We start from the raw sequence: 18,976 nt of genomic DNA on the forward strand, positions 1-18,976 counted from the left end.
ATGAGCTCTGCGGACTGCCGGGTCAGTACGAGCTCGATCGGCTCGCCGTCATCCCCTGCCACGGCGCGGGCCAGTCTCCCTCGACCAGGGTGAGGTGCTGCTGATAGACGGGGTCCGCGAGCAACTGGACCTGCCCGGTCGGCGATGTGGGCGGAAACTCCTCCGGAACGACCTCGAAGGCATCCGTGTAGGCGTAGAAGGACGGGGGCGAGGTGATCGCCTGCACCGCGTCACTCGCGTCCGAGCGGATGTCGCCCAGCCGCTTCTCCAGCGCTCCGAAGACCTCGTCCGCGCCCTCCGTCCAGCCCTCGGTGAGCGACGGATCGGGACTCGGGCCGAAACTCGGCGGCGCGTTGCGCACCGGTGCGGTCAGGTCACGCGACGGAGTCGAGAGCTGATCGATCTGGAAGGCCACCTCGTCCTGGACGACGCCGGCGAGCACCCGCGGCGGCGGCGATGAGGAAGGCCGCGAGCAGGGTCAGCACGATGATGACCAGCGCGGCGCTGCGCGGGGTCGCCACGCGTCGGCGCGTCAGCGCGACAAGGCCCGGAGAGCGGCTCATTCCGCCTCCCTCATCACGGCTGCCAGAAGTCGCGGCGCGCGCACGCTCGCCGCGATCGCGATGAAGGCGGCCGCAGCGACCAGGACGGCTGCGGTCAAGAGCACCGGCGGCACGACGAGCGCGATCGGATACGTCTCGGCCATGCCCGCATAGGCGGCACGCGCCAGGCTCGGCACGATGAGCCAGGCCGTCAGGAGCCCGGCGAGGACACCCCCAGGACGCCGAGCGCGATCGCGAAGGCGTCCTCGGTCGCACGCACGCGCACCGCTCCCCGACGGCCGGTGCCGAGGACCGCCAGGATTCCCAGCTCCCGGGCGGACCCGTCACCCCGGGAGCGACGCAGCACCAGCACGACGATGGCGAGGAGCACCGCTCCCGCGGCGGCGAGGAGGAAGGCCAGGGCCGTCTCGAAGGCCTTGGCGGCTGCCCGCGGATCGGTGATCGCCACCCGGACGCCGCCGATGGCGGCATCCGCCTCCTCCGCCACCAGGACGGGGTCGACCGTCGCCAGCCACAGCTCGTTGTCGAGGAACGCCTCGGCGGTGCTGAGAGCGACGGAGGTGAGGTCGGCGAGGATGCCCGAGCCGTTCGGTGCGCCGGGGAGCATCGGGACGACCTCGACGATCTCGACGTCGAGGGTGAAGGCGAAGGAAGACATGCGGAGGGAGACGTGCGATCCTTCCTGGACGTTCATCGACGCGGCCACGGACTCCGTGATCACCGCGGGCGTGCGGGCGGGCACGTCACCGGCGACAGCGCGTGTGGCATCCGGCTTGGTGGCGTTCCACGCGGGTGCCCGTGTCTCCATTCTCAGACCTTCCTCGGTCTGCTCGATCGCGCCGCCCATGCCGCGGAAGCCGTCGAAGTCGAGCCGCTCGCCGGAGGCCGCCACGCCGACATCCACGGTGCTGTCGTACCATCCCCGGTCGACATCGATGGCGGCGTCCACGGCGACGACCCGCCAGGGCCCGCGCCGGGGAGCTCGACCTCGACGGTCCGCTCGGAGTACGTCTCGTAACTGACGAAGACGTCGCCGCCCTCTTCGTCCCGGTCCAGGATCTCGAGGTTCGTCGCCTGTGCGCGGACGAGTGCTCCGTCACCCGCGACCAGGTGCACCGTCGCCGTCACCGCTTGTGCCGGCTCCTGCCAGACGTTCCCTCCTCATCCTCGTACGTTCCGCCCTCGGGAACACGGAGCATGATCTCCAGAGAGGTGGCGTCATCCGGGAGGGCTACCCCCGCGGCGGGGAAGGCCAGCCGTTCGCCGAGCGCCGCGGGATCGATGAGCCCGTCTCCGTCCAGCATCGTCGCACCGAGCTGAGACGACTGCGCGGCGAGGATCGGTATCTGGCCGTCGGCGCCGCGTGCCATCACCGTCCGGACGCGCATCGAGGCGTCGACGCCCTCCACCCCGTGATCGCGCTCCGATCCGCGTCCTCGGGCACCGAGGTCACCCGCACGTCCGCCCCCACCCGGATCTCCTCGGGGGTGTCGCCCAGAGCGCTGAGGCTGCCGAAGTACGCCAGCGACAGCGCGATCGTCGCGGCGGCGAAGGCCACCGTCCCCGTCGTCAGCGCGTGCCGTCCCGTGCGCCGGGCGGCAAGGCGCAGCGGCAGTACGGGATGAGTCCGCGGCTGCGGGAGGTCAGCGCGGCGGCGAGGGCGGCCAGCGGCCCGGCCAGCACGACGGCGATCAACGCGAACAGCGCCAGGACGAGCGCGGGCGCCACGGCGATGAGCGGATCGATCGCGCTCTGCCCGTTGCCCTGGACGATCACGGGGTGCCCGCCTGCCAGAACTGCCAGGCCGCCAGGCCCGTCACGATCGTCAGGAACAGCACCGCCGAGATCCCCGTCAGCACGTCCCCGCGCACCGAGCGGCGATCGACGCCGCGCAGGGTCGAGATCGTGATCGTGAGCAGCCCCACGAGCGCGAGCGCCGCGGCGGCCGCGGCGACCGTGAGCAGCGGCATGATCGTGCCGCTCCACAGCCAGGTCAGCAGCATCCCCGCCGCCGCGCCCACGGCGCTGCCCGCCACCAGCACGGGAAGCGCCTCGGCCACGGCGATCCGCGTCAGACGACCCTTGGACATCCCGCGCGCACGAAGCAGCGCCCGCTCCTCCAGCCGGGTGCGGACGGGCTCGACGGATGCCGCGGCGACGACCACGAGCGCCAGCAGCCCGACCACCCCGATCGCCACGGATGTCGGCCCTCGCCGCGTCTCGATGCCCTCGCTGAGCGCGCGCAGCGTCGTGCGCAGCCCACCGGAGACCTGCACCGTCTCGCCCGACGCCGCCCGCACCTCCCGCGGCAGATCGGGAAGCGTCGCGGACAGGACGGCGGCCGAGTCGCCCGAGAACCGCGCCGGATCCGGCCGGAGGACGAACACGCCCTCGCCCTCGTCCTCGGCGCGAAGCGCCCCCGCGGCCCCATCTCGGCCAGGGCACGGTCGATCGCGGCGAGGCGTTCCGCGGAGTCACCCGCTCCCGACTCGAAGCGCACCACGACCCGGTCCCGATCGCCGGATGCCTCGTCGATCGCCTCCAGCGCTGCCGCCGACTCGAAAGCGCGCACGGCGCCGACGATGCCGGTCACGAGCATCGCCGCGATCGCCGCGATCAGCGCAAGGGCCAGCAGCGAACCGGCGCCGGAGCGCGCCCGCTCGCGAAGAAAGCCGAGCCGCTGCGTCATCAGCGCGACGAGGAGGGAGGTCTCGGTGTCATATGGTCAGAGGCCGAGGGTTTCCTGCCGCAGGCGACGGCGTTCGCGCTGCTCCGACGGATCCGGCACCGGAACGGCGGAGATCAGTCGCTGAGTGTAAGGATGCTGCGGGTTGCGCAGGATCTGGTCGCGCGTTCCCGTCTCGACGAGCTTGCCGTTGTGCATCACCGAGATCCGGTCGGCGAGCTGGTCCACGACCGCGAGGTCGTGCGTGACGAAGAGGCAGCCGAACCCGAGATCGCGCTGCAGCTCCTTGAAGATGTCCAGCACGCGGGCCTGCACCGACACGTCCAGGGCGCTCGTGGGCTCGTCGGCGACGAGCAGCTTCGGCTTGAGGGCCAGTGCGCGGGCGATGCCGACGCGCTGGCGCTGACCGCCGGAGAGCTCATGCGGATAGCGGTTGCGCATCGAGCGGTGCAGCTCCACGGCATCCAGCAGCTCCTCGACCCGCGTGTTCATCTCCTTCTGCGAGTACTCCCCCGCCAGCAGCAGCGGCTCGGCGATCGACTCGCCGATCGGGATGCGCGGGTTCAGCGACGACCCCGGGTCCTGGAAGACGATGCCGATGTCGCGGCGGATCTTGCGCAGGTCGCCCGCGGAGACGCCGACCATGTTGCGGCCGGCGACCTCCAGAGTCCCCGAGTGCGCCGGGAGCAGGCCGATCGCCGCCCGGCCGATCGTCGTCTTGCCCGAGCCCGATTCGCCCACCAGGCCCATGACCTCGCCGCTGCGGATCTCCAGGTCGACGCCGTCGACGGCACGGAACGCCGGAACCCGGCCGCGCTTGGGGTACTCGATGACCAGATCGGTCATCTTCAGCACCGCATCGGACTCGATGCGCTCGGCGGCCTCTGCGGCATCCGTCACCCCGGTGCCCAGGTGCGGCACCGCCGCCAGCAGCGCCTGCGTGTAGGGGTGCGTGGGTGCGGTGAAGATGTCGTTGACGCTGCCGTGCTCGACGACCGCGCCGTCCTTCATGACGATGACCTGGTCGGCGAGGTCGGCCACGACGCCCATGTCGTGCGTGATCAGGACGATCGCCGAACCCATCTCGGTGTGCAGACGCCGCATGAGATCGAGGATCTCGGCCTGCACCGTCACGTCGAGCGCCGTGGTCGGCTCGTCCGCGATGAGCAGCTTCGGGTCGTTCGCCATCGACTGCGCGATCATCGCGCGCTGGCGCTGTCCGCCCGAGAGCTGATGCGGGAAGGAGTCGAACGCCTTTCGCGGGTTGGGCATCTCGACCTGCGTGAGCAGCTCGATCGCCCGCTCGGTCGCCTGTTTGCGACGCATGTTCGGGTGGTGCACCTGCAGCGCCTCGACGATCTGGAACCCGATCGTGTAGACGGGGTTCAGCGCCGTCATCGGCTCCTGGAAGATCACCGAGATGCCCTGGCCCCGCACCTTGCGCAGCTTGCTGACGGGCGCGCCGATGAGCTCGTCGCCACTGAGCTTCGCGCTGCCGGTCGCCCGGCCGTTGGCGGGGAGCAGCCCCAGGATGCCCATCGAGCTCGTGCTCTTGCCCGATCCCGACTCGCCCACGACGGCGAGCACGTCTCCCGGGTTGAGCGTGTAGTTGATGCCGCGCGCGGCGGAGACCCATTCGCCGTCGACCCAGAAGTCGACCGCGAGATCGCGCACTTCGAGGACCGGTGCGGTACCCGTCTGTGTGTTCGTCACTGGCTTCGGCCTTTCAGAAAAGTTCACGCCGCGTCTGCGACGATGGGGGATGTCCGATGCTCTCGTACTCCGTCCCCGGTTCGGTCGTATTCTGGCGGTCGTCGTCGGCGCGCTGTGCGCCGTGGCCGCGGTGATGATCGTCGTGCAGTCGCCCGCTGACGCGTGGCGCGTGCTGCCGCTGCCCGCCCTGTTCGCCTTCGTGACGTGGGCGGCGTACTGGCAGCCCAGCGTCCGCGTCGCCGACGACGGCGTGACGGTCGGAAACGTCTTCCACACCGAGCACGTGCCGTGGGGGCAGATCGCCCGCATCGACACGCGCTACGCGCTGACGCTGTACACCTCGAACGGCCGTGTGACCGCGTGGGCGGCTCCGGCGCCCGGCCGCCACTCGATCCTCTTCGCCGACCGCAAGCAGGGCGAGCACCTGCCCGAATCCAGCTACGTCGCCGGATCCGTCCGTCCGGGAGATCTCGTGAACAGCGAGTCGGGCGCCGCCGCCTACGTCGTGCGCCGGCAGTGGGAGAAGCTGCGCGACGCCGACCGGCTGGTCGACGACGGCTCGCCCCGTCGGATCCGCGTGCACACCCTGACGATCGCGATCACCGTGGTGCTCGTGACCGCCGTCGCGCTGGGAGCGTTGCTCTAGCCGCATCCGGATCACGTCCTGCTGGGTGTCTCTGACGCAGCAGTCGAGTCGGCCGTGCCGCGGCCGGCCTTGCGGTTCTGCCACCAGGTGCGCAGCTCCTGCATCGGGCCGTCGAAGTTCGGCACGCGCTTCTGGCGCGGGTCGAAGGCATCTCGTAGACCGTCGCCGACGAAGTTGATGCACAGCGCGATGACGACGATGAAGATGCCCGGCCACCAGAACAGCCACGGCCGCGTGGAGAACGCGCCCTGGTACTCGTTGATGAGCTGCCCCAGGGAGATGTCCGGCGTGCGGATGCCGAAGCCCAGGAAGCTCAGCGACACCTCGATGATGATCGCCGCACTCATCAGCAGCGTCGAGTTCACGACGATCACGCCGACCGCGTTGGGGAGGATGTGCTTGAAGATGATGCGCGCATCACTGGCTCCGGCCACCCTCGCCGCATCGACGAACTCGCGTTCTCGCAGCGCGAGGAACTCGGCACGCACAAGACGGGCCAGACCCGTCCATGCCAGTGCCCCCAGGAGCACGCCGATCGTGAAGGCGTTGCCGCCGAAGGTGAGAGCGAGCACCGCGGCGAGGACGAGGATCGGGATGATGATGACGACATCGGTGAAGCGCATGAGCGCCGAGTCGATGAAGCCGCGGTAGAAGCCCGAGATCGCGCCGATCACGGTGCCCAGCACCGTGGCGATGATGCCCGCGAGGAACAGAACCAGCAGGGACTGCTGTGCACCGCGCATCGTGCGGGCGAACATGTCTCGACCCAGGTCGTCCTGACCGAAGGGGTGCTCCCCGCCGACAGCGGCCACAGCGTCATCGTGGGCTGGCGTCCGTTGACGATGTCGTAGCGCGACCACCAGTCCTTGGGCCACCAACCGTGGATGCGGAAGCCGTCCATGACCAGGACGCCCGCGGCCGGATCGACCACGAGTCGCCCGTCGCCACCGATGACGACTCCGACGGAGGTGTAGGCCAGGAGCACCACCAATCCGAAGACGATCAGGGAGACGATCGCCGCACGGTGGCCGAAGAAACGTTTGCGGACGATCTTGCCCTGGCTCAGGCCCGCGACCTGCCGCTGCTCGATCGACAGCTCACTGCCGCGTGACTCGTGTACGTCCTCGCCGGGAAGCGTGCCGATCGGGTTCGGGTCGAACTCTGGTTCGTTGTTCGGTTCAGTAGGAGTGCTCATGTCAGCTCACCCGGATTCGCGGATCGAGTGCCGAGTACAGCAGGTCGGCGATGATGTTGAAGATGACGGCGAGGGCACCGGTGACGAGGAAGAAGCCCATCATCAGGTTGACGTCGGTTCTGCCCAGGGCGTCGGTGAAGACCGCACCCATGCCCTTCCAGGCGAAGACCGTCTCGGTGATCACCGCCCCGCCGATGAGTCCGCCGAAGTCGAAGGCGACGATCGTCGCGATCGGGATCATGGCGTTGCGGAAGGCGTGGCGCATGACCACGACGCGCTCGGAGAGGCCCTTGGCCCGCGCCGTGCGCACGTAGTCCTGGTTCATGACCTCCAGCAGGCTCGCCCGCGAGTAGCGCGTGTAGGCGGCCAGCGAGATGATCATCAGCGTCAGCGTCGGCAGGATCAGGTGCGTCGCCGAGTCCAACATCTGCAGCCAGTAGTCGTCGCGTCGGTCGATCGCCGGCGTCGTCGCGCCGATCGTGGAGATCACTCCGCTGGAGAGCGGGATGATTGAAGTGAACGTCGACCAGCGCTGGAACATCTGATCCAGCACGAGCGGCAGGACGCCGAGTGCGCCGGCGAAGGCGGCGAGGCGGGCCAGATTCATCTTCCGGTCGCCGCCCAGGGCGAAGCCGATGACCCCTCCGATGACGGCGAGGATGAGGGCGGCCACGGCGATCGTCCACCACGCGTTGCCGAGGAAGAACAGGTACTGGAACGGGAAGTACAGCGCGAGCGGCGCCACCACGCCGGCCAGCCCGAAGGCGACCAGCGCAGGACGATCGCGCAGCCCTGTGGTCAGGCTCGCCACGATCAGCGAGGCCGCGATCGCGAACAGCGCGATGCCCACCAGCCCCATCGAGGGCTCCTTGAACCAGTTCGTCAGGTCCAGCAGCAGGAGGAGGAGTCCGGCGCCGATGCCGGTGAAGATGAACGTGCGGATCCGGGTTTCCAGCCCCCGCCGACGATCGACATGAAGACGAAGCCGGAGGCGAGTGCTATGACGATGAACATCCACCAGGGGATGTAGGGGTCGCCGAGGAACTGGTTGAAGGCGATCGCCCCGTACTGCTTGAGCAGCACCGCGACCCAGAACACGGGAAGCGAGTAGAAGACGAAGGTCGCGAAGGTGACTGTGTAGTCGTAGCCGCTGTACTGGCGAAGCGCCGTGGTCATGCCGATGGCCACACCGAAGAGGATGGCGAGGACGGTCGCGGCGGTGACCAGCTGGAGCGTGGAGCCCATCGCGGTCGCGATGACGGCGGTGACGGGAAGTTCACCGCGGGCGACGGAGATCCCGAGATCGCACTGCCCGATGAAGCACCCGGCAGCGCCGCCGAGCCACGAGAAGTAGCGAAGTACAGGAGGGGTTTCGAGTTGAAGCTTTTCGGTCAGGTCGGCGATGAGGAACTGCGCGTTCGGATCGCGACTCTGTCGGAGTTCGAGAAGTGGGTCGCCCGAATTGGCCGTCAGCACGTACACGATGAACGATGCGACGAACAGGACGATGAGGGTGGCGACGAGTCGCCGTGCGACGAAGGAGAGCACCTGGGGTCCTTAGAACAAGAGCTACCGGCATGGCCGGTGGGCCGGATGCAGGGGCATCCGACCCACCGGTGTGATGCAGGATCCGCCTTACTCGGTGGCCGCTCCGGCGACCGGAGCCCACTCCCAGAAGTTCCAGAAGTAGTACGGCGACAGCGGTGCCGGGGAGATGCCCTCGACGCCCTTGTCCCACGCGGTCAGGCCCGGGAACTGGAAGATGGTGATGCCGTAGGCGTCGGCCCACAGGTGCTGCTCCACCTCCAGCTGGATCTGGGTCTGGTTCGCCGGGTCGAGCTCGGTCTCCAGGTCGGCCAGCAGACGGTCGACCTCGGTGTTCGAGTAGCCACCGAAGTTCGACGGCTTGTCGGTGCCGAACATCTGGTCGCTGCCGGTGAGGGCGAGGCTCGTCGAGGCCCAGGCGAAGATCACGGCGTCGTGCGGGTTGATCGGGTTGGCCGCGGTGTCGGTGAACTCCCAGTTGGGCTCGGAGTCGTCGATCACGTTGAAGCCGGCGAGGGCGGCAGACGTCGCGATGAGCTCGTACTGAGCGGCGCGACGGGCGTTGCCCTCGGGGTACCAGAATCGAACGTCGATCGGACCCTCGACACCGGCCTCCTCGAGGAGGGCCTTGGCGCCGTCGATGTCGACCTCGGCGAACTCGGCCGAGCCGTTCTCCGCGACGATCGGCGCGTAGGAGGGCGAGCCCGGGATCGTGAGGAGCGAGTTGCGCACCTCGGCGTTCGGGTTCAGCGGCTGGATGAGCTTCTCGACGATCTCGTCGCGCGGGATCGTCTTGAGGAACGCGGTGCGAACGGCGAGAGCCGTGGCCTCGTCGCCACCGTAGGTGGCCGGGTCGAAGGGACCGCCGTTGTTGAACGTCAGGTCGACGTGCTCGTAGGTGGCCTCGTCACCGGTGTGGTAGTCGGCGCTGGCGGTGCCCTGAACGAGCTCGAGAACGTCGGGCGTCGGCTGGCCGGAGGCGACCTGGACGTCCTGGTTCTGCAGCGCCTGGACCTGAGCGGTCGGGTCGGCGATCTGACGCACCGTGATGCGCTCGTACTTGGGCGACTCGCCCCAGGCGAAGGCGTCGTTCGCGACGAGGGTGACGTAGTCCTCCTCGACGAGCTCCTCGACGATGTACGGGCCGTAGGAGAGCGTCACCAGCGGGTTCTCCGGGGTGTTCGCGTGCTGGAAGTCGGCCTCCCATGCCGCGGCGACCGGGGTCAGCCACTCGATGTCGCCGTTCTGGATGGCCTCGACCAGCTGGTCCTTGGCCTCCTGCGGGTCCTCGATCTCGGGGTAGGCCAGCTGCACGACCGCGTGTGCCGCGTTGCTGCCGACGCCGAACTGGATCTCCCAGTCGACGTATGCCTTGTCGTAGACGAGGGTCAGCTTCTTGTCGTCGATCTCCGGCAGGGCCGAGGCCAGGTCGGGACGCGGGTTCGCGTAGTTGAACAGCGGAGCGCCGTCGGCGTTCTTGACGCCGGCGAAGATGTACGCCCACGACAGCAGCATGTCGGCCTCGTCGACGGGGACACCGTCCGACCAGACGACCTCGTCGTTGATCGTGTACTCGACGGTGAGCGGCTCGTCGCTCGTCTTCTCGTAAGAGCCGAAAGCGGTGTTCTGGATGAGAGCCGGCGAGTCGTCGTAGTAGTTGAAGCCGCTGGTCGTCATGTGGGTGATGATGCCGTTGGCGACGTTGTTACCCGACGTGCTGTTCGAGTTGAAGTTGTCGATGATGTCGTTCCAGGACACCGTGATCTCGGTGTTCTCGATGACTTCCGACTCATACGGGTTCGAGCATCCGGCGAGGACCAAGGCCCCAGCCGCAACGATGCCCACGCCCGCAGTCAGACGTGTGATTTTCACGCTATTTCCTCCTGTGCAGGGTGGTGCGCCCACGCATCTGGATAGAGTGCGTCGGCGCGGATAGACACACCTTATGCACGCTGGCCGCCCTGATCCAACACCCTGTGGAAAACGTTACAGAGCCTTAACTCGGAGCAACAAGAGTGTGACATTCTGACAAGATGCACGCGTCGGATGCCGCCAACATGCCCCCTCTGCCCCGGTTCGGGGAAGGTTCGGCATCCGACGGTCTGCGCCGTCGGCGGCGCCTGTGGTGGGAGATCGCGATCGTCCTCGCGCTGTCTGTGGGGCGCTCTGCGGTGTACTCGGTGCTCGCTCTCGTGCAAGCGCTTACGCGGGAGGAGTCTCTCGGATCGCAGTCGACGGCGCTGAACCCGGGCGCGAACGCGCAGGAGTTCTGGGACGTGCTCTACCAGTTCCTCGGGCACTTCTTCGCGCTGGCGCCGATCGCACTGGCGGTCTACCTGCTGTGGGAGCCCGGCCGCAACGCCTTCCGCGCGATCGGGCTGGACTTCCGCCGCTTCGGGCGCAACCTCGGCGGCGGCGTGCTGCTCGTGCTCGTGATCGGCATCCCCGGCCTGGGGCTGTACGCGGCAGGGCGCGCGCTCGGGCTCACCGTGCAGGTGAGCGCCTCGCCGCTGGACCCCTCCTGGTGGACGATCCCGCTGCTGGTGATCGCCGCCCTCCGCGCCGGCCTGACCGAAGAGGTCATCATGATCGGCTACCTCTTCGACCGCCTCCGCCGGCTCGGCTGGAGCTGGTGGTCGATCATCCTTGCCTCCGCGGCGCTGCGCGCCGGCTACCACGCGTACCAGGGCATCGGCCCGATCATCGGCAACTTCGCGATGGGCATCGTCTTCGGGTGGGTATACAAGAGGTGGGGTCGGGTGATGCCGCTCGTGATCGCGCACGCGCTCATCGACATCGTCGCCTTCGTCGGCTACCCGCTGGCCGCCGGCTGGTGGCCCGCCCTCTTCGGCCTCCCCGGTTGACGCGGCGCTAGGCCGTGTTGATCAAGAGGTTTCGGCTTTCGGTGGGCGAGTCTTGAGCGGTGACGCGACACGAGATCTCTGACGCTGTGTGGGCGGTGATGGAGCCGTTGATGCCGACGGTGTCGGGCCGTTCGCGGCCGTGGACGGATCACCGGCTCGCTGTCGAGGGGATGGCGTGGAAGTACCGCACCGGCGCACCTTGGCGTGACGTGCCGGAGCGGTTCGGGAAGTGGAACTCGATCTACAAGCGGTTCAATCGGTGGGCTGAGGACGGCACGTGGGAGAAACTGCTCGCCGAGGTGCAGAAGCAGGCTGATGCGGCGGGGAAGATCGACTGGGTCGTCTCGATCGACTCCACGATCGCGCGTGTTCATCAGCACGGCGCGACCCTCAGCCGGGACACAGGGGCTCTGTCGAATCACAAGAATTCGCGGGTCGAGCCGCCTGACCACGCGATCGGACGCTCCCGCGGCGGGCTGACAACCAAGCTGCACCTGGTTGCCGATGGGCGAGGCAGACCGCTGGGCATGATGATCACCGGCGGCAACGTGAACGACACCACGATGATGACCGCCGTCCTTGAGGACATCCGCGTCCCACGCGTGGGGAAGGGTCGGCCGCGGACTCGCCCGGACAGGGTGCTCGCCGACAAGGGCTATCCGTCGAGGGCGAACCGGGCGTGGCTGCGCGAGCGCGGGATCGCCGCGACCATCCCCGAACGTGACGACCAGATCGCGCACCGCCGCAAGAAGCCGGGCCGGCCGATCGACTTCGGTGACCAGCAGCAGGAACGATACAAGGGCCGCAACGTCGTCGAGCGTTGCTTCAACCGACTCAAGCAGTGGCGCGGGATCGCGATGCGATCAGACAAGCTCGCTCGCAACTACCGTGCCGCGATCTGCCTCGCCGCCACCCTGATCTGGATCAAGACCGACTTGATCAACACGGCCTAGGACGCGAACGCCTCGGGCGGCGGGCAGGCGCAGACGAGGTTGCGGTCGCCGTAGGCCTGGTCGATGCGTCGCACGGGCGGCCAGTACTTGCCCGCGATCAGCGAGGGCACCGGATACGCCGCCTGCTCGCGCGTGTACGCGTGCGACCACTCCCCGCGAAGGAGCGAGGCCGCGGTGTGCGGCGCGTTCACGAGCGGGTTGTCGTGGGCCGGCCAGGTACCGGATGCGACGGCATCCGCCTCCGCCTTGATCTGGATCATGGCCTCGATGAAGCGCTCGATCTCGCCGAGGTCCTCCGACTCGGTGGGCTCGACCATGAGCGTCCCCGGCACGGGGAACGACATCGTCGGCGCGTGGAAGCCGTAGTCGATGAGCCGCTTGGCGACATCGTCGACGGTCACGCCGGTGGCCTCCTTGAGCGGCCTCAGGTCCAGGATGCACTCATGCGCCACCCGCCCCGACTCCCCCGTGTACAGCACCGGATAGTGATCGCCCAGGCGCGCGGCGATGTAATTCGCCGAGAGCACCGCCGCGGCGGTGGCGTCGCGCAGGCCCGCGGCGCCCATCATGCGCACATAGGCCCAGGAGATCGGCAGGATGCTCGCCGAGCCGTAGGGCGCGGCCGAGATCGGCCCGCCCGCGAACTCGAACCCGCCCGCGTGCTCCGAGCGCTGCGCCAGCGGATGCGAGGGAAGATAGGGCGCGAGATGCGCCTTCGCCGCGACGGGGCCCACACCCGGGCCGCCGCCGCCGTGCGGGATCGCGAACGTCTTGTGCAGGTTCAGGTGCGAGACGTCGCCGCCGAGATCGCCGAAGCGCGCATAGCCGAGCAGCGCGTTGAGGTTCGCGCCGTCGACGTACACCTGCCCGCCGGCCCCATGGACGGCGGCGGTGATCTCGACCACGTCCTGCTCGTAGACGCCGTGCGTCGACGGGTAGGTGATCATGAGCGCCGCGAGCGCAGCGGCATGCTGCGCGACCTTGGCCCGCAGATCGTCGAGATCGACGTTGCCGAGCTCGTCGCAGGCGACGACGACGACCTTCATGCCCGCGAGGACGGCCGACGCCGCGTTCGTCCCGTGCGCGGACGAGGGGATCAGGCACACATCGCGACCGGTGTCGCCGTTCGCGCGATGGTAGCCGCGGATCGCGAGGAGCCCGGCGAGCTCGCCCTGCGAGCCGGCGTTCGGCTGCAGCGAGACGGCGTCGTACCCGGTGACCTCCGCCAGCCAGGTCTCGAGCTGCTCGATCAGATCGAGGTAGCCGGCGACGTCGGATGCCGGTGCGAACGGGTGGATCTGCGCGAACTCGGGCCACGTGACCGCTGCCATCTCGGTCGCGGCGTTGAGCTTCATCGTGCAGGAGCCGAGCGGGATCATGCCGCGGTCGAGGGCGTAGTCGCGATCGGCGAGCGTCTTCAGATACCGCATCATGGCGGTCTCGGAGCGGTGGCTGTGGAAGACCGGATGGGTGAGGTACTCGTCGGTGCGGAGCAGGTCAGCGGGAAGCGCGTTCCCCGCGCCGGCGACGAAGCCGAAGGCGCGCTCGGACGGCCCGCCGAAGAGCTGCGCGACGCGGTGCAGATCGGTGACCGTGGTCGTCTCGTCGACCGCGATGCCGACCGTCTCGTCGTCTGCGAGGTGCAGCAGGATGCCGGCATCGTCATGGGCGCGGGAGACGAGGGTCGCGGCATCCGGGGTCCGCACGCGCAGCGTGTCGAAGAAGGCGTCGTGGACGACATCCGCCCCCGCCTCGACGAGCCAGTCGCGCAGCAGCGAGGCCTTCGAGGCGACCTGCGCGGCGATCGCGCGCAGCCCGTCGGGCCCGTGATACACCGCGTACATCGAGGCCATGACCGCCAGCAGCACCTGGGCGGTGCAGATGTTCGACGTCGCCTTCTCCCGGCGGATGTGCTGCTCGCGCGTCTGCAGCGCGAGACGGTAGGCGGGGTAGCCCTCGGCGTCCTGGGAGACGCCGACGAGGCGCCCGGGGAGCTGACGCTCGAGCCCGGCGCGCACTGCCATGTAGCCGGCGTGCGGGCCGCCGAAGCCCATCGGCACGCCGAAGCGCTGCGTGGTGCCGACCGCGACGTCGGCGCCGAGCGACCCCGGCGAGCGCAGCAGCGTGAGGGCGAGCAGGTCTGCGGCGACGACGGCGAGGCCGCCCTGCTCCTTGACCGCGGCGATGACCTCGGAAGGATCCCAGACGCGCCCTGAAGCGCCGGGGTACTGGATGAAGGCGCCGAACGCCTCGACGTCGGATGCCGCGGAGTAGTCGGTCTCGTGCAGCTCGATGCCCAGCGCCTCGGCCCGGTGCGCGAGCAGCGCCTTGGTCTGCGGCAGTGCGTCGGCGTCGACGAGGAACACGGTGCTCTTCGATTTCGAGGCGCGGCGGGCGACCAGCATGCCCTCGACCACCGCGGTGGACTCGTCGAGCATCGAGGAGTTCGCCGTCTCGAGCCCGGTGAGGTCGGAGACCATCGTCTGGAAGTTGATGAGCGCCTCCAGGCGGCCCTGGGAGATCTCGGGCTGGTACGGGGTGTACGCGGTGTACCAGGAGGGTTCTCCAGGACATTGCGCTGGATCACCGAGGGGTGATCGTGCCGTAGTAGCCGAGGCCGAGCATCGTCGTGTTCACCCGGTTGCGCGAGGCGAGCAGGCGCAGCTCCGCCAGCGCCTCCGACTCGGATGCCGCGGGGGAATGCTCGAGGCCGACGAAGGGGCGGTGAAGATCGAGCCGGGCACGGCCTGGCGCATGAGCGCCTCGACGGGCCGCTCGGCCGTCGAGGTCTCGATGCCCAGCGCGTCGAGCATCTGACGCTGGGTCTGGTCCGTGGTCCCGATGTGACGATCGGCGAACCCTTCGACGGGCTCAGGGCGGCGTGCGGAACTCAACTCCTAGCCCTCCGTGTGCGCGATGTAGGCGTCGCGGTCGAGCAGGCCGTCGGTCGCACCCTCGGCGACGGCGACCTTGATGAGCCAGGCGTCCTCGAACGGCGAGGAGTTCACCAGGGCGGGGTCGTCGACGACGGCGTCGTTGATCTCGGTGACGGTCCCGGCGACGGGAGCGTAGAGCTCGGAGACCGACTTCGTCGACTCGATCTCGCCGAAGATCGCCCCCTTCTCGACCTCGGTGCCGACGGCGGGGAGCTCGACGAAGACGATGTCGCCCAGCTCGTCAGCGGCGAAGTCGGTGATGCCGACGGTCGCGATCGCCGTGGCCCCGCGGTCCCTGAGCCTGTCGAAGGGCCCGCGGGCGCCACGGCGACCCACTCGTGCTCCTCGCTGTAGTGCAGCGCGTTCAGATCAGTCATTTCTTCCTCCGGTAGAAAGGCAGTGCGGTCACGGTCGCGGGGATCTTCGTTCCGCGTACATCAAGGAATACCGAGGTTCCGACCTCGGCAGAAGAGGGTGCGAGGTAGGCCATCGCGATGGGGTGGCCGAGTGTCGGGCTGAGTGCGCCGCTGGTGATCATGCCGAGCGCGTGCCCGTCGGCGTCGACGACGGCGTAGCCGGCGCGCCCGGCACGGCGACCCTCGGCCTCCAGGCCCACGAGCACGGGAGCGTCGGACCCTTCGCCCGGTTGCTGAGCCTGTCGAAGCACAGGGACCGAAGACTTGCCGACGAACTCCTCCTTGTCAGATGCCACGACCCGCCCCAGTCCTGCCTGCGCCGGACGGGTGTCGACCGAGAGCTCGTTGCCGTAAAGCGGCATGCCCGCCTCCAGGCGCAGCGTGTCGCGGGCGGCCAGGCCCGCCGGGACGAGTCCGTGCGGCTCGCCGGCGGCGAGGAGGGCGTCCCAGAGGGCGCCGGCATCCGCTGTCCGCACGAGAAGCTCGAATCCGTCCTCACCGGTGTAGCCGGTGCGGGCGAGGAGCAGGGCGTTGCCGGCGAACGTCGCGGAGGCCCAGGCGTAGTACTTCTGCTCGGCCCAGGGGATGCTGACGTCCTCGATGCCGGCGGTGGCGGCCACGATCGCCTCGGCCGCCGGGCCCTGAACGGCCAGGAGCGCGTAGTCGTCGGAGACATCGGAGACGACGACATCGACGTCCCGGGTGCGCGAGGCGAGCGCGGCGGAGGCGGCGTCGCGGTTGCCTGCGTTCGCGATGATCAGGTAGCGCTCCTCGCCGAGTCGATAGACGATGACGTCGTCGACGATGCCGCCGGCCTCGGTGAGGATCAGCGAGTACTTCGCCTTGCCCACCGCCATGGTCGACAGGCGTCCGGCGAGGGCGTAGTCGAGGTAGGCGGCGGCATCCGCTCCCTCGATCCGGAACTCGGCCATGTGCGAGATGTCGAAGAGACCGGCGGCCTGACGCACGGCATGGTGCTCGGCGAGATCGGAGGAGTAGCGGACGGGCATCTGCCAGCCGCCGAAGTCGGTGAAGGAGGCGCCGAGGGCCTCGTGGCGCTCGCGCAGCACGGTGTAGCGCGGTGCGGCGGACGGATCTGACATGGAGTTCTCCCGGATGGAATCGGGTGGGATCACGCGCTGGACAGCACGCTACCCGTGGAACTCCCCCTCTGTCATCGGCCTGAGAGTTTCACCCCAAGAGGTTTTCACCGTCGGCAGATCTTCGCTCGAAGATCGTTTTTCAGAGCGGCCGGGGTGGGCGGTACGCGGTACCTGAGAGATTGGCGGGGAGGCTTGCTCCTTCGGTGCCCGGCTGCGATCGCCGAGGCTCTCCCGCACACACCATGCGGCCTGTCTTGAATTGTCGGATCCATCCTACCGCTTCATCCGTCACACGATTTCCCCTTCTGGTCAGTTGCACCCTAAGATGGTCCGGAGGTTAGAGTCATGATGACACGAACTGAGGAGATCCGCGTCGCGGTGTCGACGGTGATCCTCACCCTGCGCCGCAGGGGTGCCGGTGAGCTCCCGGTGCTGCACCTCCCCTCGTGCGCCGCACGCGCGACCCCTTCAAAGACCAGTGGGCGCTGCCGGGCGGCTGGCTCACGGCGACCGAGAGCCTGGAGGACGCCTCCGCGCGCACGCTCGCCGAGACGACCGGCCTCGCCCCAGCTACCTCGAGCAGCTCTACGCGTTCGGCGCCGTCGACCGCTCCCCACCCGCGTCGTCTCGATCGTGAACTGGGCGCTGCTGCGCTCAGACGAGGTCGACGCACAGATCGCCGTCCACCGGGCCTCCGGGCAGGCACCCGAGAACGTGCAGTGGTTCGATGCGGCCGACCTCCCCGCGCTCGCCTTCGACCACAACCAGATCATCGACTACGCCCTGTGGCGCCTGCGCAACAAAGTCGGCTACAGCCGCGTCGCCCACGGCTTCCTTCCCGCCGAGTTCACGCTCGCCGACCTCCGCGAGGCCTACGAGGCGATCCTCGCCCGGCGCCTGGATCCGGCGAACTTCCGGCGCCAGGTGGAGGCCTCCGGCACGGTGCTGCCCACCGACCACTTCCGCACCGGCAGCCACCGCCCCGCACGCCTGTACCGCTACAACACCGCCGTCGAGCTCGCCGACCACGGCCCGCTCTCCCGCCCGGAAACGAGGACGCCATGACCCCTCTCACTCTCACCGACCCCTCGGTCGACCACGCCATCCAGGCGATCGTCTCGGGGACGTCGACGGATGCCACGTGCAGCACCGATCTGGCCGCCGGCCCTGGACCTTCGACGCGCGCCCCGGCTACGGCCCCGGCTCGTCGATGGGAGACGTGATCCCGACCGGCGCGCCGCGCCAGGGCGAGCTTCCGGCCGAGTACCGCGAGGCGGGCGAGGAGGAGCTGCACACCCGCATCCGCACGGCGAAGGAGACGCTCGCGGGCCGCGTGGTCGTCCTCGGGCACTTCTACCAGCGCGAAGAGGTCGTGCAGCACGCCGACTACGTGGGCGACTCCTTCCAGCTCGCCAACGCCGCGCTGGAGCACCCCGATGCCGAGGCGATCGTCTTCTGCGGCGTGCACTTCATGGCCGAGACCGCCGACCTCCTCTCGCAGCCGGAGCAGTCGGTCATCCTGCCCAACCTCGCCGCGGGCTGTTCGATGGCCGACATGGCCGACATCGACCAGGTCGAGGAGTGCTGGGAGCAGCTCGCGGAGGTCTACGGCGACCTCTCCGCGAAGGACGCCGAGGGGCGCGTTCCCGTCATCCCCGTCACCTACATGAACTCCTCCGCCGCGATCAAGGGGTTCGTCGGCCGCCACGGCGGGATCGTCTGCACCTCGTCGAACGCGCAGACGGTGCTGGAGTGGGCCTTCGAGCGCGGGCGGCGCGTGCTGTTCTTCCCCGACCAGCACCTCGGCCGCAACACGGCCAAGGCCATGGGCGTGCCGCTCGAACAGATGCCGATGTGGAATCCGCGCCGGCCGCTGGGCGGCTCCTCCGAGGCCGAGCTGGCCGAGGCCCGCGTCATCCTCTGGCACGGCTTCTGCTCGGTGCACCGCCGCTTCACGGTCGCCCAGATCGACCAGGCGCGCGCCGAGCAGCCGGGAGTGCGCGTGATCGTGCACCCGGAGTGCCCGATGGAGGTCGTCGACGCCGCCGATGAGGCGGGTTCCACCGACTACATCCGCCGCGCGATCGACGCCGCGACCGAGCCCACGACCTTCGCGATCGGCACCGAGATCAACCTCGTACGGCGCCTCGCCGCCCAGTACCCGCAGCACGAGATCTTCTGCCTCGACCCCGTCGTGTGCCCCTGCTCGACGATGTACCGGATCCACCCGGGCTACCTCGCCTGGGTGCTCGAGGAGCTCGTCGCCGGGCGCACGCCGAACCGGATCCAGGTGACATCGGATGTCGCCGAGCCCGCCCGTGTCGCCCTGGAGCGGATGCTGGCGGCGAAGCCCCGG

General features: G+C 69.0%; 18 protein-coding genes, 3 pseudogenes and 1 riboswitch. Of the genes and pseudogenes, 6 read left to right on the top strand and 15 right to left on the bottom strand.

The genetic code is table 11. The features are described 5' to 3' along the window. Nucleotides 1–22: 22 nt before the first annotated feature. The 8 genes from KAE78_RS01080 to KAE78_RS01115 all read right to left on the bottom strand — a co-directional run bounded on the left by KAE78_RS01080 (nt 23) and on the right by KAE78_RS01115 (nt 4,962). Nucleotides 23–442 (bottom strand): hypothetical protein, encoded by a 420-nt coding sequence (locus tag KAE78_RS01080; RefSeq protein ID WP_223171413.1) that lies wholly within the window; start codon nt 440–442, stop codon nt 23–25. Between the two features lie 117 nt (nt 443–559). Next, nucleotides 560–739: a hypothetical protein gene (locus KAE78_RS01085; protein WP_223171414.1), complete on the bottom strand. Its 180-nt coding sequence runs from the start codon at nt 737–739 to the stop codon at nt 560–562. Between the two features lie 14 nt (nt 740–753). Next, nucleotides 754–1,512 carry a hypothetical protein gene (locus KAE78_RS01090; protein ID WP_223171415.1) on the bottom strand — a complete coding sequence of 253 codons (759 nt, stop codon included), beginning with the start codon at nt 1,510–1,512 and terminating at the stop codon, nt 754–756. Between the two features lie 175 nt (nt 1,513–1,687). Continuing rightward, the gene (locus tag KAE78_RS01095) at nt 1,688–1,936 is read right to left on the bottom strand and encodes a hypothetical protein (RefSeq protein WP_223171416.1); all 249 of its coding nucleotides are present in this window, start codon (nt 1,934–1,936) and stop codon (nt 1,688–1,690) included. Continuing rightward, nucleotides 1,933–2,121, bottom strand: a complete 189-nt coding sequence (locus tag KAE78_RS01100; protein WP_223171417.1) for a hypothetical protein — start codon at nt 2,119–2,121, stop codon at nt 1,933–1,935. Before KAE78_RS01100 ends, KAE78_RS01095 begins: the two co-directional genes overlap by 4 nt. An 11-nt stretch (nt 2,122–2,132) precedes the next feature. Continuing rightward, nucleotides 2,133–2,339: a hypothetical protein gene (locus KAE78_RS01105; protein ID WP_223171418.1), complete on the bottom strand. Its 207-nt coding sequence runs from the start codon at nt 2,337–2,339 to the stop codon at nt 2,133–2,135. Next, a complete protein-coding gene (locus tag KAE78_RS01110) occupies nt 2,336–2,950 on the bottom strand; it encodes an FtsX-like permease family protein (protein WP_223171419.1) in 615 nt (204 codons plus the stop codon). Before KAE78_RS01110 ends, KAE78_RS01105 begins: the two co-directional genes overlap by 4 nt. 338 nt (nt 2,951–3,288) lie before the next feature. After that, complete coding sequence (locus KAE78_RS01115) at nt 3,289–4,962, bottom strand: ABC transporter ATP-binding protein (RefSeq protein WP_223171420.1); 1,674 nt, start codon at nt 4,960–4,962, stop codon at nt 3,289–3,291. A 49-nt stretch (nt 4,963–5,011) separates the two neighbouring features. Here KAE78_RS01115 and KAE78_RS01120 point away from each other — a divergent pair, with 49 nt between their 5' ends. Further along, a complete protein-coding gene (locus tag KAE78_RS01120; RefSeq protein WP_223171421.1) occupies nt 5,012–5,608 on the top strand; it encodes a PH domain-containing protein in 597 nt (198 codons plus the stop codon). 11 nt (nt 5,609–5,619) lie between these two features. On the opposite strand, the pseudogene KAE78_RS01125 reads toward KAE78_RS01120, so the two are convergent. From KAE78_RS01125 to KAE78_RS01135, 4 genes and pseudogenes are all read right to left on the bottom strand, one after another. After that, nucleotides 5,620–6,803: pseudogene (locus KAE78_RS01125) on the bottom strand (ABC transporter permease). 1 nt (nt 6,804) lies between these two features. Continuing rightward, nucleotides 6,805–7,662 (bottom strand): ABC transporter permease, encoded by an 858-nt coding sequence (locus KAE78_RS18170; RefSeq protein ID WP_317451807.1) that lies wholly within the window; start codon nt 7,660–7,662, stop codon nt 6,805–6,807. Nucleotides 7,663–7,685: 23 nt separating this feature from the next. Then, nucleotides 7,686–8,351: an ABC transporter permease gene (locus KAE78_RS18175; protein ID WP_317451808.1), complete on the bottom strand. Its 666-nt coding sequence runs from the start codon at nt 8,349–8,351 to the stop codon at nt 7,686–7,688. Nucleotides 8,352–8,438: 87 nt separating this feature from the next. Continuing rightward, the gene (locus KAE78_RS01135) at nt 8,439–10,220 is read right to left on the bottom strand and encodes an ABC transporter family substrate-binding protein (RefSeq protein WP_223171422.1); all 1,782 of its coding nucleotides are present in this window, start codon (nt 10,218–10,220) and stop codon (nt 8,439–8,441) included. A 185-nt stretch (nt 10,221–10,405) separates the two neighbouring features. Between KAE78_RS01135 and KAE78_RS01140 the strand changes: the two genes are divergently transcribed. Continuing rightward, entirely contained in the window at nt 10,406–11,212 is an 807-nt protein-coding gene (locus KAE78_RS01140) for a CPBP family intramembrane glutamic endopeptidase (RefSeq protein WP_223171423.1), read from the top strand. Nucleotides 11,213–11,322: 110 nt separating this feature from the next. Continuing rightward, nucleotides 11,323–12,165: an IS5 family transposase gene (locus tag KAE78_RS01145; protein ID WP_262927697.1), complete on the top strand. Its 843-nt coding sequence runs from the start codon at nt 11,323–11,325 to the stop codon at nt 12,163–12,165. Here KAE78_RS01145 and gcvP read toward each other — a convergent pair. Continuing rightward, on the bottom strand, nt 12,162–14,687 hold the full coding sequence (gcvP, locus tag KAE78_RS01150) for an aminomethyl-transferring glycine dehydrogenase (protein ID WP_411156006.1): 2,526 nt from the start codon (nt 14,685–14,687) through the stop codon (nt 12,162–12,164). The genes KAE78_RS01145 and gcvP overlap by 4 nt on opposite strands. Here gcvP and KAE78_RS19170 point away from each other — a divergent pair. Continuing rightward, entirely contained in the window at nt 14,659–14,982 is a 324-nt protein-coding gene (locus KAE78_RS19170) for a hypothetical protein (protein WP_411155967.1), read from the top strand. The genes gcvP and KAE78_RS19170 overlap by 29 nt on opposite strands. A gap of 80 nt (nt 14,983–15,062) precedes the next feature. On the opposite strand, the gene gcvH is transcribed toward KAE78_RS19170, so the two are convergent. Together gcvH and gcvT are read right to left on the bottom strand one after the other, a co-directional pair. Beyond that, entirely contained in the window at nt 15,063–15,437 is a 375-nt protein-coding gene (gcvH, locus tag KAE78_RS01155; protein WP_411155968.1) for a glycine cleavage system protein GcvH, read from the bottom strand. A gap of 37 nt (nt 15,438–15,474) precedes the next feature. Then, the gene (gene gcvT / locus KAE78_RS01160; RefSeq protein WP_223171425.1) at nt 15,475–16,620 is read right to left on the bottom strand and encodes a glycine cleavage system aminomethyltransferase GcvT; all 1,146 of its coding nucleotides are present in this window, start codon (nt 16,618–16,620) and stop codon (nt 15,475–15,477) included. Between the two features lie 148 nt (nt 16,621–16,768). Then, nucleotides 16,769–16,864: riboswitch (glycine riboswitch) on the bottom strand. A gap of 104 nt (nt 16,865–16,968) precedes the next feature. Here gcvT and KAE78_RS01165 point away from each other — a divergent pair. After that, nucleotides 16,969–17,685, top strand: a pseudogene (locus tag KAE78_RS01165) (NUDIX hydrolase). Further along, nucleotides 17,682–18,973, top strand: a pseudogene (gene nadA / locus KAE78_RS01170) (quinolinate synthase NadA); the annotation flags it as partial. The pseudogenes KAE78_RS01165 and nadA, both read left to right, overlap by 4 nt. Nucleotides 18,974–18,976 lie beyond the last annotated feature (3 nt).

Source organism: Microbacterium sp. NIBRBAC000506063 (assembly GCF_017968845.1).
Lineage (GTDB): Bacteria > Actinomycetota > Actinomycetes > Actinomycetales > Microbacteriaceae > Microbacterium.

What these genes read in the sequence shown, in the direction of transcription:
- KAE78_RS01120 (WP_223171421.1), top strand. Translation starts at nt 5,012, where the DNA reads ATGTCCGATGCTCTCGTACTCCGTCCCCGGTTCGGTCGTATTCTGGCG.
- KAE78_RS18170 (WP_317451807.1), bottom strand. Translation starts at nt 7,662, where the DNA reads ATGGGGCTGGTGGGCATCGCGCTGTTCGCGATCGCGGCCTCGCTGATC.
- KAE78_RS01140 (WP_223171423.1), top strand. Translation starts at nt 10,406, where the DNA reads ATGCCCCCTCTGCCCCGGTTCGGGGAAGGTTCGGCATCCGACGGTCTG.
- KAE78_RS01145 (WP_262927697.1), top strand. Translation starts at nt 11,323, where the DNA reads ATGCCGACGGTGTCGGGCCGTTCGCGGCCGTGGACGGATCACCGGCTC.
- KAE78_RS19170 (WP_411155967.1), top strand. Translation starts at nt 14,659, where the DNA reads ATGAGCGCCTCCAGGCGGCCCTGGGAGATCTCGGGCTGGTACGGGGTG.
- gcvT (WP_223171425.1), bottom strand. Translation starts at nt 16,620, where the DNA reads ATGTCAGATCCGTCCGCCGCACCGCGCTACACCGTGCTGCGCGAGCGC.